The 14,881-nt window shown below is 39.4% G+C and carries 14 protein-coding genes; 11 read left to right on the top strand and 3 right to left on the bottom strand.

Annotation, left to right across the window (positions count from 1 at the left end; translation table 11 throughout):
* Positions 1-4: 4 nt before the first annotated feature.
* From ACMUMK_RS11875 to ACMUMK_RS11855, 5 genes are read left to right on the top strand one after another with little or no spacing between them, the layout of a single operon-like run.
* Complete coding sequence (locus ACMUMK_RS11875) at positions 5-2,005, top strand: heme lyase CcmF/NrfE family subunit (protein WP_414701323.1); 2,001 nt, start codon at positions 5-7, stop codon at positions 2,003-2,005.
* Positions 2,002-2,577 (top strand): DsbE family thiol:disulfide interchange protein, encoded by a 576-nt coding sequence (locus tag ACMUMK_RS11870; protein ID WP_414701322.1) that lies wholly within the window; start codon positions 2,002-2,004, stop codon positions 2,575-2,577. Before ACMUMK_RS11875 ends, ACMUMK_RS11870 begins: the two co-directional genes overlap by 4 nt.
* Complete coding sequence (locus ACMUMK_RS11865) at positions 2,574-3,023, top strand: cytochrome c-type biogenesis protein CcmH (protein WP_414701321.1); 450 nt, start codon at positions 2,574-2,576, stop codon at positions 3,021-3,023. Before ACMUMK_RS11870 ends, ACMUMK_RS11865 begins: the two co-directional genes overlap by 4 nt.
* Before the next feature lie 2 nt (positions 3,024-3,025).
* Positions 3,026-4,246 carry a c-type cytochrome biogenesis protein CcmI gene (ccmI, locus tag ACMUMK_RS11860; RefSeq protein WP_414701417.1) on the top strand — a complete coding sequence of 407 codons (1,221 nt, stop codon included), beginning with the start codon at positions 3,026-3,028 and terminating at the stop codon, positions 4,244-4,246.
* On the top strand, positions 4,243-5,010 hold the full coding sequence (locus ACMUMK_RS11855) for a VacJ family lipoprotein (RefSeq protein ID WP_414701320.1): 768 nt from the start codon (positions 4,243-4,245) through the stop codon (positions 5,008-5,010). Before ccmI ends, ACMUMK_RS11855 begins: the two co-directional genes overlap by 4 nt.
* A 73-nt stretch (positions 5,011-5,083) precedes the next feature.
* On the opposite strand, the gene galE is transcribed toward ACMUMK_RS11855, so the two are convergent.
* From galE to ACMUMK_RS11840, 3 genes are all read right to left on the bottom strand, one after another.
* Positions 5,084-6,097, bottom strand: a complete 1,014-nt coding sequence (gene galE / locus ACMUMK_RS11850) for a UDP-glucose 4-epimerase GalE (RefSeq protein WP_414701319.1) — start codon at positions 6,095-6,097, stop codon at positions 5,084-5,086.
* A 1-nt stretch (position 6,098) separates the two neighbouring features.
* Positions 6,099-6,398, bottom strand: a complete 300-nt coding sequence (locus ACMUMK_RS11845) for a DUF6170 family protein (RefSeq protein ID WP_414701318.1) — start codon at positions 6,396-6,398, stop codon at positions 6,099-6,101.
* Between the two features lie 146 nt (positions 6,399-6,544).
* Positions 6,545-8,062 (bottom strand): peptide MFS transporter, encoded by a 1,518-nt coding sequence (locus ACMUMK_RS11840; protein WP_414701317.1) that lies wholly within the window; start codon positions 8,060-8,062, stop codon positions 6,545-6,547.
* A gap of 631 nt (positions 8,063-8,693) precedes the next feature.
* Here ACMUMK_RS11840 and wecA point away from each other — a divergent pair.
* The 6 genes from wecA (at position 8,694) to ACMUMK_RS11810 (ending at position 14,872) form a co-directional block, all read left to right on the top strand.
* Positions 8,694-9,764 carry a UDP-N-acetylglucosamine--undecaprenyl-phosphate N-acetylglucosaminephosphotransferase gene (wecA, locus tag ACMUMK_RS11835; protein WP_414701316.1) on the top strand — a complete coding sequence of 357 codons (1,071 nt, stop codon included), beginning with the start codon at positions 8,694-8,696 and terminating at the stop codon, positions 9,762-9,764.
* Between the two features lie 82 nt (positions 9,765-9,846).
* Positions 9,847-10,206: a hypothetical protein gene (locus ACMUMK_RS11830; RefSeq protein WP_414701315.1), complete on the top strand. Its 360-nt coding sequence runs from the start codon at positions 9,847-9,849 to the stop codon at positions 10,204-10,206.
* Entirely contained in the window at positions 10,206-11,975 is a 1,770-nt protein-coding gene (locus ACMUMK_RS11825) for a polysaccharide biosynthesis/export family protein (protein ID WP_414701314.1), read from the top strand. Before ACMUMK_RS11830 ends, ACMUMK_RS11825 begins: the two co-directional genes overlap by 1 nt.
* A 22-nt stretch (positions 11,976-11,997) precedes the next feature.
* Positions 11,998-12,783, top strand: a complete 786-nt coding sequence (locus tag ACMUMK_RS11820) for an ABC transporter permease (protein WP_414701313.1) — start codon at positions 11,998-12,000, stop codon at positions 12,781-12,783.
* Entirely contained in the window at positions 12,780-13,430 is a 651-nt protein-coding gene (locus ACMUMK_RS11815) for an ABC transporter ATP-binding protein (protein ID WP_414701312.1), read from the top strand. The genes ACMUMK_RS11820 and ACMUMK_RS11815 overlap by 4 nt, the downstream gene beginning before the upstream one ends.
* Before the next feature lie 2 nt (positions 13,431-13,432).
* The gene (locus ACMUMK_RS11810) at positions 13,433-14,872 is read left to right on the top strand and encodes a lipopolysaccharide biosynthesis protein (protein WP_414701311.1); all 1,440 of its coding nucleotides are present in this window, start codon (positions 13,433-13,435) and stop codon (positions 14,870-14,872) included.
* Positions 14,873-14,881: the final 9 nt, after the last annotated feature.

The following is a 14,881-nucleotide window of genomic DNA, read 5'->3' as shown; positions in this document are numbered from 1 at the left end:
CATTATGTTGGCTGAATTAGGAAATTTTTCTTTGGTAATGGCGTTAATGGTGGCCATTTTGTTATCTGTGTATCCCATGTGGGGAGCTTATAAAAATCATCAACAAATGATGGCTATGGCAAAACCATTAGCCATAGGGATGTTTTTGTTTACTGCGTTTGCTTATTTTTGTTTGACCTATGCCTTTGTCCATGATGATTTCAGTTTGGCTTATGTGGCAAATACATCTAATAGCACTTTACCCATTTATTATAAATACACAGCTGTATGGGGCGGCCACGAAGGGTCTTTTTTACTTTGGACATTAATTTTATGTGTCTGGACATTAGCGGTCGCACTATTTAGTCAAGCTATCCCCTTAAAAGTATTAGCTAGAGTATTGTCTATTTTAGGTATGGTAGGCATAGGGTTTTACCTATTTATGTTGCTTACCTCTAATCCATTTGATCGTTTACTGCCTTTTTATCCTATTGATGGAAAAGATTTAAATCCATTACTGCAAGACTTCGGGATGATCATTCATCCGCCTATGCTGTACATGGGGTATGTTGGTTTCTCGGTCGCTTTTGCTTTTGCGATTGCGGCGCTTATTTCTGGGCAACTGGACTCAACTTGGGCCCGTTGGTCTCGACCTTGGACTTTAGCGGCATGGTCATTTCTAACTGTCGGTGTGGCTTTAGGTAGCTGGTGGGCTTATTACGAGTTAGGTTGGGGCGGTTGGTGGTTTTGGGACCCGTCAGAAAATGCAGCATTCATGCCTTGGATTATAGGGACGGCGCTGGTACATAGCTTGGCGGTAACTGAGAAACGTAAAGTCTTTAAGTCTTGGACAGTATTTTTGGCAATCGCCGCATTTTCCTTAAGCTTACTAGGAACATTTTTAATACGTTCTGGGGTCTTGGTGTCTGTACATTCATTTGCCAGCGACCCGAGTCGAGGACTGTTTATTTTAGGGCTATTGGTTGTGATCATAGGCGGCTCATTGTTTTTGTACGCCTTGAGGGCCTCACAAATTAAAAGTAACGGCCGCTACGGATTAGTTTCAAGAGAAGTGTTTTTAATGGGAAACAATATCTTTTTGACTGCTGCAACTTTAGTGGTTTTGCTAGGTACTTTGCTTCCGTTAGTCCATAAGGAGCTCGGTATGGGCTCTATCTCTATTGGGGCACCATTTTTTGATCAAATGTTTACCTATTTGATTGTACCTTTTGTTTTCTTGTTAGGTGTAGGTCCATTATCTCGCTGGAAGAACCAATCCCCTCAAGCTTTGTCTAAACAGATAATGATGGCCCTTGGGTTGAGCCTTTGTGCCGGCTTATTGGTAAATTCAAGTTTTGAACAATCAACTTACATGGCTAGTCTTGGTCTAGTGTTAAGTTTTTGGATCATTATTACCACAGTGATGGAAGTGCGCCAACGCATCGAGCCGCAAGTTACCGCTGGAAAGTATTCTACCTGGCAAGGTTTACGCAAATTAACCCCGAGTCATTGGGGAATGGCGATAGGTCACCTTGGGTTTGCTGTGACCCTTATTGGCATTACTTTAGTTAGCGCATATAACACTGAGCGCAATGTGAGAATGGCAGAAGGTGATAGTGTTACTTTGCAAGGCTATGAATTTGTTTTTAAAGGCATATCTCAATTGCAGGGGCCAAACTACTCAGGTGATGTGGCCCACGTTGATGTATACCAAGGTTCAGAACTTGTTAGTACTTTAGAAGCAGAAAAGCGTTTTTACCCTGTGCAAAGAAATGTAATGACGGAAGCTGGGATTGATTCAGGTTTTAGTCGGGACTTATTTGTGGCTTTAGGTGAACAACTTAAAAACGGAGATTGGTCGTTACGTATTTATGTTAAGCCTTTTATCAATTGGATTTGGGCTGGTGCATTTATAATGGCTTTGGGTGGAGTTTTTTCAATTAGTGATAAGCGTTACAGAATGGCAAAATTGGCAAGTAGTGCAAGGGCAAGCAGTCGCAAAACGTTAGTGGAGCAAGGGTCTTGAAAAAATTTGTGATTTACCTTTTACCCTTAGTGGTTTTCTTGGGCTTATTAGCCTTTTTATATCAGGGGTTATTTTCGGACCCTAGAGTTCATGAGTCTACTCTTCTTGAGCAGTCTATGCCCAAATTTGTATTGCCTGATTTAATGGAAACTCAGAGAACTTACAGTGAGGATATTTTCAAAGGTGAGGTGACCTTGCTCAATGTTTGGGGAGTGTGGTGTGTTACTTGTGCTGTAGAGTTACCCTATTTGCAGCAACTCAAGCAAGATGGCAAACACATTGTTGGCTTGTATTACGATCAGGATATTGATCCTGATTTTGGTATTAAAACGGTTGCCAGAGTACAACAGGAGGTAAGAGAGAAACTGGCTCAGCTAGGAAACCCCTACGCCTTTAACATCTTTGATGTAAAACGTGACCTGTCACTTGATTTAGGGGTAACCGGTGCACCAGAAACCTTCTTAATTGATCAAAGTGGAAAAATAAGACTGCATCACATAGGGGATATTAACCCTAGGGTGTGGAATGCCAAGTTTGCTCCTTTATATGAAGAATTGGTGGCTAAACAATGAAAGTAACCCAGATAATCTTACTTGTATTTATGCTTGCGACTAGTTGGGGGGCGTTTGCCACTGAAGACAAATTCTATTTTGAAGATCCTCAACAGCAGGCACTATTTATTGAATTAACCAAAGAGTTGCGTTGTCCAAAATGCCAAAATCAGAACATAGCGGATTCTGATGCAATGATTGCTGTTGACCTAAAACGTAAAGTTTATCAACTTTTGCAACAAGGACAGTCTAAAGAGCAGGTTATTAGCTTTATGAAACAAAGGTATGGTGACTTTGTTTACTATCAGCCACCAGTTAATTCAATGACGATTTGGTTGTGGCTGCTTCCATTGTTTTTCATATGCATAGCAATAGCTGGAATTGTTATTGGCCGCAGAAAACAAGCAGCCGAATTGGATTACGATAAATTGAAAAGAGCAAAAGCCTTATTGGAGTCTGACGAGTGAGTATGTTTTATTTATGGGTAGTGGGCTTTGTTTTAGTCGCGCTACTTTTATGCTGTCTTCCATGGATTAGAAAGCAAAAACTAACTGAAAATGTGATCAACAATAAGGTTTTGATCAAACAGCGGTTAAATGAACTAGACACTGAGCAAGAGCAAGGTTTGCTAGACTCCGAAGATACAGAGCAATCTAAAGAAGAACTCACACTTGCAATGCTTGATGAAGTTGGACAGCAATCTAAGGGATCATCAAATGTCACGCTTATTATTTTATTTGGTGCCTTGTTAAGTGGTGCCATAGGCTTGGCAGTATATTGGCAAGCCAATCAGATTTCGCAGATTGAGCATTGGCAAGAAGTAAGACAGAAAACAAGTGAACTGGGCCAAAGAATGATCCAAGGTGATGCCAGTTTACAGTTAGAAGATTTACAAGATTTTTCTCTTGGGCTGCGAACTAAACTTATAGATAACCCAGATGATCCCGTTGGTTGGATGCTGTTAGGGCGAGTGTATGGGGCAATGAACAGCCTTAATAATGCTATTCAAGCCTTTGAGAAGTCTCTACAACTTGATTCAACTAATACCAATACTATGGCAAGCTATGCCCAAGCCTTATTAATGACGGGACAAGAGAATCAAGTACTAAGGTCAAAACAGGTACTATTGCACCTACTGACTATTGAGCCTGACAACACTAATGCTATGGGTGTTCTCGCTGTGGTTGCGACGCAGCTTAACGATAAGCAGTTAGCTCTTGATAATTGGCAAGGGTTATTAGCCTACATTCCAAATACAGAGCCTAATTACCAGTTAATTGAGCAACGCATTGAAGAATTAAAAAGAGAGTTATCTGTGCAGTCGGATGGCGAATCTAAGTTTTTGATCCCGAGTGTATCCGTTACTGTAGAGCTAGCGAGTGATATAACCTTGCCTAAGGAAGGCTTTTTAGTAGTGTTTGCGCAAGAAAATAATAGTGCGATGAAGATGCCTGCAGCAGTTGTAAAAATGCCATTAGGGGAGTTTCCTGTGGTGGTGGAGCTTTCTAATGAGAATGCTATGTTGCCGACTTATACTTTATCGGATTTGAAAGATGTAAAAATAGTCGCTCGTATTTCTACGAACGGTGATGTAACCCAAACGTCTGGGGATTTACAAGGGGAGCGTATTATAGCCCTTAGCAAAGAACAACAGACTAACGAAACCATTACGATTGATAGAACCTTATGACACATAAAAATGCTTTATTTAGCTTGTTGACTGTACTTTTACTGTTAGGCGGCTGTTCAACGACACGTGGAGTGAACGACCAAGTACAAGAATATAATGATCCTAAGGATCCCATTGAGTCCTTTAACCGAACTATGTGGGATTTTAATTATGATGTACTTGACGTATATATTTTAAGGCCGACTGCTGTAGCTTACACTAACTATATGCCGCAGTTTGCGCGCACTGGTTTGCTAAATATGGCGAGAAACCTTGAGGAGCCGTCTAATTCTTTAAATAACCTATTACAAGGCAAGGTTGACGGAACATTTATAAGCCTAGGGCGCTTTTTATTAAATTCTACGGTTGGAGTTTTGGGGTTAATTGATGTGGCTTCTGAGCTTGGAATTGATCCTCAAGAAGAAGAGTTTGGTGAAGTATTAGGAAAGTGGGGAGTTGATACAGGGCCGTACTTAATGCTGCCTGCTTGGGGGCCAACAGATATAAGATCTGGGGTAGGTGATATTGTTGATACGTCTTACTCACCTCTAGATAGTTTAAATTTTTATGCGTCTTTATTTCGTACTGGTATCAAAGTTTTAGAAGCCAGAGCAGCAGTTATTGCACAAGAACAGCAGTTAAACTCATCAGCAGATCCCTATAGTTTTGTGAAAAGTGCGTATTTTCAAAACCTAGAATTTAAGGTTAAAGACGGGAAAGTAGAAGTGTCAGAGGAAGAAAAAGCCCTTGATGAAGATATCGATGCTTTCTTAGAAGATTTATAATTTGATTATAGATTGAAAAAAGCCCCACTTATGAGAATAAGTGGGGCTTTTTGCTACTCGCTATAGAATAAGGCTAGTAGCCTTCTGGGTTATCGGCTTGCCATTTCCATGAGTCTCTACACATGTCAGCTAGCCCTCTTGTGGCCTTCCAACCTAATGCATCGAATGCTGTTTTGGGATCGGCATAGCAAGATGCTACATCTCCACTTCTCCGTGGTACAAACTGGTAAGGTATACTTTGACCACTTTGCTTTTCAAATTCTTTGACCATGTCCAGTACACTATAACCTTGCCCTGTGCCTAGATTGTAGGTGACTATCCCAACATTAGTTTGTAGCTTTTCCAAGGCTTTTAGGTGACCTGCAGCTAAGTCTTCAACATGTATATAATCTCTAACCCCTGTTCCATCTGGAGTGTCGTAGTCGTTCCCATAGATAGATAGCTGTTCCCGCTTCCCGGTAGCCACTTGTGTAATAAAAGGCATAAGGTTGTTTGGGATCCCGTTTGGATCTTCTCCAATACGGCCTGATGGATGCGCCCCGGCAGGGTTAAAGTAACGAAGTAATGCAATATTCCAATCGCTATCTGATTTGTATAAATCTTTCAGCACAAGCTCAACCATAAGCTTTGACATACCATATGGATTAGTAGGTTGGCCTGTGGGCATATCTTCTCGTAGTGGAAGCTCTACTGGATCTCCATAGACAGTAGCAGACGAGCTAAATACTAAGTTTTTAACCCCAAATTTTTTCATGGCTTCACACAAGGTTAATGTGCCATAAACGTTGTTATTGTAGTAATTTAAAGGCTTCTCTACAGACTCGCCAACCGCTTTGAGACCAGCAAAGTGAATAACTGCATCGATTTTATGTTTAGAAAAAAGTAATTCTAAAATCGTGTGGTCTCGAATGTCACCTTTAACAAATATTGTGCTCTTCCCGGTTAGCTCTTCTACTCGTTTTAAAGATTCTTCAGATGAGTTACATAAATTATCAAGTACGATTACCTGATTTCCCGCTTCTAATAACTGCAATACAGTGTGGCTGCCAATATAACCCGCTCCGCCGGTTACTAAAATTGTCTGCATTTTATTCTCCTTGATATTTATGTGTAGGAATATATTTAGCACATAATCCATATTGAAATGGTTTAATGAACAAAGGGTAAAGTAAGGTTAACAAAAGCGCCCAAATAATTGATACCCAGTTTGTAGAAATTTGTAAAATAACAACAAATATTGGAATTACTACTAACAATTTTAAAATGTTGAGTAGTAGTTTTTCAGGACCAATAAGTTTTTTTTGCGCAGCTTGTATAATCTCTAAACGTTCCGTTAGAGGTAGATGTTGAATCTGAGGAATGCTTTTTGTTGAGAAATACAATTTCAATTTAACACCTTCGAATCGTCTTCAATTGAGACATAATCTTATCACTATAAACATGATTGAAAGAAATATATAAACAAAAACGCCTCCAAATTGTTAAGTTAGAGGCGTTTTATGGCTAGTTATTAAGCATATTATTAATGTTGGTTTTAACTTTTATTAAAAGATGCTTTTTCGGCAAGTTTCTCCCACTTTCCTGATTTTAAAGACAATAAACCTGCAACTAAGGCTGCAGCAATAGTAATTTGGCCAATTCCCATAAATAAGTTGGGCATATCACCCAAGTTATCAGGATCAAGCCCGCCAGCTAATAAACCTGCAGTTACGTTACCTATTGAATAAGTTAAAACGAAAACTCCCATCATTTGCCCTGCAAAACGTTTCGGAGAAAGTTTGCTAACCGCAGCTAGCGCTACAGGACTTAGGCATAACTCTCCAACAGTGTGTAAAAAGTAAGTTGCTACCAAAAAGTAAGGTGCCGCTTTTAAACCGCTTGCTGCAATTTGTGCGGCAAAAAACATAACAATAAAACCAGAAGCCATGATAACTAATCCAATCGCACATTTTATTCCATACGATGGGGTAATCATACGTTTACCTAAGTTGACCCATAATGCTGCAAAAAATGGAGATAGTGTAATTATGAAAAATGAATTCGCAGACTGGAACCATGCAGGGGGAATTTCAAAAGTTCCTATCATACGTTCAGTGTAATCACGGCCAAATAAATTTAAGGATGAGCCTGCTTGCTCGAACCCAGACCAGAAAAATATTGATGCGAGACAGACCACGAATAGCGCTCCTAAGGATCGCTTCTCGTCATGAGAAAGGTTACCAAAAGCGTAAATACCAGCGTAGTAAGCTAAAAAAACAAGTGTAATTGCTATGGCCACATACTGAGCCAGTGTCACTGGGTTTATGGTTAGTAGACCAGTCATCATACTAAAAGTTATTGCGGCAAGCCCCAGCAAAAATGCAATGATTACTCCCCAACTTTTTTTCTGACTAGACTCTGATAATTTCAATATTGGAGTAGCACCAACGCCATTAAGTTTACTGATGGTGGCACGATATTGAAGTAATCCAATTCCCATACCTATTGCAGCGGCCCCGAACGCATAATGGTAGCCTGCATTAACTTGTAGCCAGCCACAAACGGTATATCCGATAAGAGAACCAAGATTTATTCCCATATAGTAAATGGTATAACCCGCATCACGGCGCTGATCATCTGCAGCATAAAGTTGCCCTACAAGAATACCTACATTAGGTTTCAATAACCCTGTGCCTAAGACGACTAATATTAAGCCAATATAGAAACTCCACGATGCAGGGATAGCTAAGACTATATGACCACACATTATGACAATGCCGCCATACCATACTGCTTTTTGACTACCAATTAAGCGGTCTGCAATCCACCCACCTGGCAAGCCCATAAAATATACTGCACCAGTATACAAACCGTATATAGCCGTCGCTGATGCTACTGTAATAGCCAGTCCCTCTTCTTGGATACTAGCGGTCATAAAAAGTACTAGTAAAGCACGCATCCCGTAATAACTCATGCGCTCCCACATTTCTGTGAAGAAAAGAGTCATTAAACCTTTAGGATGTCCGAAAAAGCTTGTATCTAATTGGGTACTACTAGATTGTTCTGTCGCCATCTATTTTGCCTTTTTATATTTTTTTATTTGGTTAAGGTTAGGATATGCCTATTTTTATAATGTATTTATTTTAGACTGTCTCTAAACAAAATCCCTGTAAACATTTAAATTGCTCACGCTGTTTATACTAGAGCAGCACTATGAAAACAATATAATCACGGGTAACTTAGATAAAATAACTCACTCCTTTTCTATTTTGTTTTAATGATGCGCACTTAAATGGTGCTTTATTGCATCTCTGTTAGCTTATAATTTAGAGAGAGTAGATAGTATTTTGTTTATCTATTTATGATAATAAATGGCTAAAATTCATATAGTTAGAATTAAAATTAGGGTTCTGTCTGTAGTTTACATTTCGCTTACATTTAGGTCTTGTTTTTTAACATGATATTACTAGTATTGATGCATGCTAATTTGCTACTATGCACCGTGATGAGTCGTTGACTGTTTGGATAATTTTCTTTTCATTTCTTTTCATAGGCTTTGAAAATATATCGAGTTATTCAATTTGATGTAGTAAGTACATTTTAAATGAGGTGCAAGCTAGCATTCATTTAAGTTTAGGAATCGATGCAAAGAGGCGTAAATATTGCTTTGCACATGAAATATCAAATATTAAGGAAGTTGTTTAATGCTGAATCACTTAGAGTTTGCGCCATTATTTACTGCATTTATGGTTGCAACAGTATTATTAGTGATAATGACTCCCTTAGCCCACCAATTAGGTTTAGTTGACTCTCCAGACGATAGGAAATCCCATATAGGCATGATACCGCTAACTGGTGGGGTGTGTATTTTTGGTGCTGTATTCTTTGCTTGTTTCGCAACCGATGTATGGTTCAAAAATGGTACCTTGTTTTTCACCGCTTCTGCTTTTATCGTATTGTTGGGAATGCTAGACGATAAGTTTGATTTAAGTGCCAAAGGGCGTTTAGTTTGCCAGTTTGGTGTGGCAGCTATTATGGCATACAGTGCGCAAAATTATTTGACATCCCTAGGTGATATTTTTGGTTTTGGGATAGTGGACTTTGGTGTTTTTGGTTATTTCTTTACACTTGTGTGTGTGGTTGGTGTTATCAATGCCTTTAATATGATTGATGGAATTGACGGTCTAGCAGGCGGCATGAGTTTGATCGTTCTTAGTAGTTTTGTATTGTTGCTATTAATTGCACATAACGGGCAAGCGGCTATGGGGCCGCTAGTTGTCATTGCTGCTATTGTCCCTTTTTTAGCCTTTAACCTAAGTTTAAAGGGGTTTAAAGGGAATAAAATATTTATGGGTGATAGTGGGAGTATGTTTGTAGGCCTAACAATAGTTTGGCTGTTAGTTGAGTACTCTCAAGGTGTTGAAGCGGCAATAAGACCAATTACAGCTGTTTGGCTGATAGGTTTACCATTAATGGATATGGCTGCAATTATGTATAGAAGAGCCCGAAAAGGTAAGTCTATGCTTCAGCCTGATAAGCAACACTTACATAATATATTTATGCGAGCGGGTCTTTCCTCAAGAAAAGCTTTAGCTGCTATCTTATTGTTAGGGTGCTGTTATGCTCTTATCGGTGTTGTAGGAGAAGTTTTGTTAATTCCTGAGTACATTATGTTTTGGGCTTTTATTGCGTTACTCGTTATCTACAGCATGGTTATCCAACATGTTTGGAGGATCTTAACTGTTTTGAGAGCCGAATCAGAATCCAAAAATTAAGTTCAGGTTATTTGCTAAGTCAACTTTGAATGTATTCCATCTCGCGTTATTATCTTTTCCAATATTCCATACTGTATAATTTATGAAAATACTGAGTAGTCTCCTTTTACTGAGCATCCTTCTGCAAGGCTGTACCTCAATCGAACAACCTGTCGCTAGCCGAGCTCTTGTTGAGTACGAGTTTGGTGATAGTGTTGTGCATCTGCCACCTAATCAACAGCAGATATTATCTGATTCAGCAGATACCCAAAGTACGCAGCTAGATGGTAAGAGAGCTTTGTTAGGAAAGCCTTTTTTTGCAGCTAGCGGTAAAATTTGTCGCAAAGTTCAGTTTAAGCTTGATGGTCAGCGAGTCTATTGTAAAAGCCATAAAGGCGATTGGTATGCCGTTAATCAAGTATTAGCCAGTTATACTGAATCGACTATGGGAGGAAATCAATAGTGCTTTTTAGTTGTCGTCAAATTTCTTTTAATGTAGCTAGGTTGGTACTCTTTGTTGCTGGTTTACTGTTTGTGAGCACAGTATCTGCGCAGCAAGCGCCCACTCAAGAGCAGTTGCAACAAGCTCAGCAGGCTAGTCAAAGCCAACGCGTAGATCTTTCCCAATATATCCAATCAGGTGGCAACAGCACGGGACGGGGCGCAAGTATTAATTTACCCTCTGAGTCTGGCCCGATGCCAGCTGGTGAAGAAGGGCTTCCTCCCCCGTATGGTGCGAATCTTTTTAAAGGCGGTTTTGAAACAGAGCGCAGTGATGGTTTAAATTCATCTTATTTAGTCGCCCCAGGCGATAAAATTGCGATTCAAATGTGGGGTACGGTAAATAGCTCAGAAGTGGTTACCGTCGACAATCAAGGTAATATTTTTATTCCTGATGTGGGGCCAATTAAAGTGCAAGATGTCCCTGCTAATCGTGTTAATACAGTAGTGACTCAAAATATTAAGTCGATTTATACTAACAATGTAAGTGTATATGTAAATCTGTTAACCGCAACGCCCGTAAGTGTGTTTGTGGCTGGACCGGTTTTGAGACCTGGGCAATATGCTGGTTTAGCATCAGATTCTGTGCTGTTTTATCTTAAACGTGCAGGTGGCATTGATCCCCATCGCGGCAGTTACCGAACTATAACAGTAATGCGCCAAGGCGAAACGGTGCTTACCTACGATTTATACGACTTCTTAAAATTAGGTAAATTACCGGCATTCTCATTCAAAGATGATGATGTGATTTTTGTTGGTGAACAGGGCGCTATGGTAAATGTCGAAGGTGCAGCTAGATACCCTTTCAGGTTTGAGTTAGAGAGTTCAAAGCGCTCAGGTACAGCACTGATGACCTACGCTCGTCCTTTGTCAAAGACCAGTCATGTGGCGATAACAGGTAATCGCGAATCAGGCCCTATCTCAGTTTATATACCTATCAATGAATTTGATCAGTTTACTATGGCAGATGGTGACACAGTGTTGTTTAATGACGACATTCGTCCTCAGGTTATTAGCGTACAGATATCAGGTAGTTACGAAGGCCCATCTTATTATGCTGTAGAAAAAGATACCCGTTTATTAGATTTATTAAGTTATATTGAAGTCGACCCAAAACAAGCTAATTATGGCTCTATATACATCAAACGCGAAAGCGTGATGGAACAGCAAAAAATGCTTATTAATGAGTCTTTAGATCGCTTAGAGCGTAGTCTGTTTACAGCACCAGCTTCATCAAGTGGCGAAGCGTCTATCCGCGCTCAAGAAGCCCAGTTAGTTTCACAGTTTATAGCTCGTGCTAGAAGAATTGAACCACTAGGCAAAGTGATAGTGTCTGAAAATGGTAAAGTAGCAAATATTCGCCTAGAGCAAGGGGATGAAATTGTAATCCCAGCGCAAACTGACTTGATACAGATTGCAGGTGAAGTGTTAATGCCACAGGCTATAGTTTATAACCCAGAGGCGACAGTATCCGATTATATTGCATGGGCAGGTGGATTCAGCGAACGAGCAGACGATGAGCGCATTGCCATTGTGCACGCTAACGGTATTACAAGCTTTGTTACATCTGATGCAGGGGAACATTGGTATTCTGATGAGAAAAACTCCACTTTAGAGGCTGGTGACCAAATACTTGTTCTACCTAAAGTGGATGCTAAGGTTATGCAATCTATTAAAGATGTAACACAAATTATCTATCAAATTGCTATTGCTGCTAATGTCGTCAGCTAAACAGCATGCAAAGATCTAATCTATGACTACGGTTATTAAACGTAACAAGTGGCAGATATGGCGAGACGTCATATTTGCTCTATTTGCTCGCGAAATACGCACGGGGTTTAATGATAAGTTTGGTTTAGGGTGGGCTGTAGTCCAGCCAATTGCGTTTATTTTTGTTTTATCATTTATTCGTGGCCGAATGGATGGGGGGGATACTCATGGTGTACCTACTTTTGTGTTTATGGCCTATGGCTTAGTTTTTATTCAAATGTTTTTACAAGCGTTTAATAATTGCTCTTCTGCTATTAAAAAAAATAAATCCCTGTTTGCTTTTCGTCAAGTACAACCAATTAGTGCTGTAATAGCCACAGCTATGTTTGAAATTTTGGTTAAAATATTTGTAATAATTGGCATTTTTTTGGTGATGTATTTTTTAGAGATGGAAATACAAATTTCTAACCCCCTTTTACTAATTATTTGTACTTTTTCTCTTTCGTGGTTTGCAGTTATGCTGGGACTAGCGTTTGGAATTTTTGCTTTATTCGTGCCTGAAGTAAATAAGGTAGTCAGTTTAGTTACACGTCCTTTGTTTTTTATCTCGGGAACTTTTTTTTCTTTGCAAGATATACCAAAGGAATATTGGCATTACTTAAATTGGAATCCTATTTTACATGCCATCGAATTGGCTAGGTATTCAGCTTATTCTGAATATGGGCATGAAGGGGTAAGCTTGACTTTCTTACTTGGAACTATTCTAGTTACAACATTTTTATCTTTATCTATCTATTACACTCAGTGGCGACAGGCGATTAGTCGATGATAAAACTAGATAAGTTAACTAAGTATTACCCTTCCAAAATTGGAAACCAGTATATCTTTAACGATATCAGCTTTGAGATCCCTTCTAATCATAACATCGGAATTTTAGGAGCTAATGGTGCCGGTAAGTCAACTCTATTTCGCTTACTAGCTGGTAGTGAATACCCGAATCGGGGGCGTATTGTTACTGACTTAAATTTATCCTGGCCTGTCGCTCTGTCTAGTGGTATCCACCCGCATATGACTGGGCGAGAGAATACCCGCTTCATAGGACGAATCAATGGTGTGGTAGATCTAGATGCTTACGAACAACGAGTACAAAAATTCGCTGAGTTAGGCAAAAAATATGACTTACCAGTCAGGTTCTATTCCAGTGGAATGAAACCTCGTTTAGCTTTTGCTTGCTCAATTGCCATTGATTTTGATGTGTACCTCATCGACGAAGTCACTTCTGTCGGCGACGCGAAATTTCGCAGAAAGGCGAAAGAGGCTTTATTAGAGCGAAGTGAAAACGCGAATGTTATTATGGTTAGCCATGATATGGATGAGATTAGGCAATTTTGCGACAGTACTATTGTTTTGGACAAGGGCAATTTAACCTTTTATAACGATCTTGAGCAAGGGGTCGAAGCATATCGAGCTTTATAATAATGACAGATAAAACAATACAAGATGTAGAGGAAAGGTTTCTCGCTTTGAGAAAGCAATATTCTGAAAAACAGTGGAATGATGCCGAAATACTCAATAAAAAAGTAGATGAGTTGGTCCAATCGGATATTGCTCTAGCATACAGGTTAATGCAACGGGTGAAAAATTTGCTGCCGGGGGCTGAGTCCAACAAACAGTTAAGTCATTTAAAACAACTTATGTTAATTGAGCATCCAGAATTAATGGCATTGCATTCATCTAATTCATCGACTGGGGACAAAGTAAAAGAGGGCGCAAAATTGGCAGTAGATAAACTAAGAGTGTCTGCAAAAGCTGCTAATTGGAAGGAGTTGTTGAAGCCGTTTACACTGTTTGTTTTGATACCTTTTGTTCTTTTTGCTTTTTACCAAATAATTTGGGCGAGTGACAGATTCGAAAGTAGAACTCAGGTTATCATTAAACAACCAGACGGTATGAATACTTTAGATCCTGCTATGGCTATTTTGTCTGGTTTTGGCGGTACACCCACCGCTAATGACAACGAACTTGTAAAAGCTTTTATCGAATCTACAGACATGATTGAATATTTGGAAACTGAATTAGATATCCGGACACATTATAGTGATTCAGCGTGGGATTTTTTCAGTCGTTTAAAAAGTGATGCAACAAGGGAGGACTTGCATAAATACTTTAGCTCAATGGTTGAGGTTGAAAGTGACGATGCTTCAGGTCTTATTACTATTTCAGTACAGGGCTTTGAACCAATATTTTCACAACAACTCGCTAAAACTATCGTAAATAAAGCTGAATGGTATATTAATGAGATTGGCCATGTACTGGCAAAAGAGCAATTGGCTTTTGTACAGAACGAACATTTAATGGTTGAGCAACGATTACAAAAAGCTAAAGGTGAATTACTTGCATTTCAAAGAACTCATGATCTCTTAGATCCAGAAGCCGAAGGGTTAGCATTCCAACAAATCACCTATCAACTTGAAGGGCAAATTGCAAGTACACAAGCTAAGTTGTCAGCTTTACTAAGCGGTATGAGTGAGAAAGCTCCACAAGTGATGCAACTCAGGGCTGAACTTAATAGCCTCGAAGGGGAGCTTGTAGCACAACGAGCAAGATTAAGTCGTGGATCAAAAAATAACGATCTCGATAATCAATCTGTTGGCCAGATACTTGCGAAATTTAGTGATTTGAAGATTAACCTTGAGCTTGCCTTAACAGCTTATACTTCATCTCAAGTTTCGTTGGAAAAATCTCGTATTGAAGCATATAGACAGTTAAAGTATTTAGTCACTGTTGAAACGTCGACATTACCTGAAGAAGCTAAATACCCAGAAGTTATTTACAATTTAATGTTATTTTTAGCCGTTCTTCTGATGTTATTTACAATTGGAAAGATTATTTCAGCTACCGTAAATGAGCTAAGATAAATAGAATTA

The sequence above is a fragment of the Paraglaciecola sp. 2405UD69-4 genome (genome assembly GCF_047525415.1).
In the GTDB taxonomy this organism is placed as follows: Bacteria; Pseudomonadota; Gammaproteobacteria; order Enterobacterales; family Alteromonadaceae; genus Paraglaciecola.
This window is presented reverse-complemented; position numbering and strand designations above follow the sequence as displayed.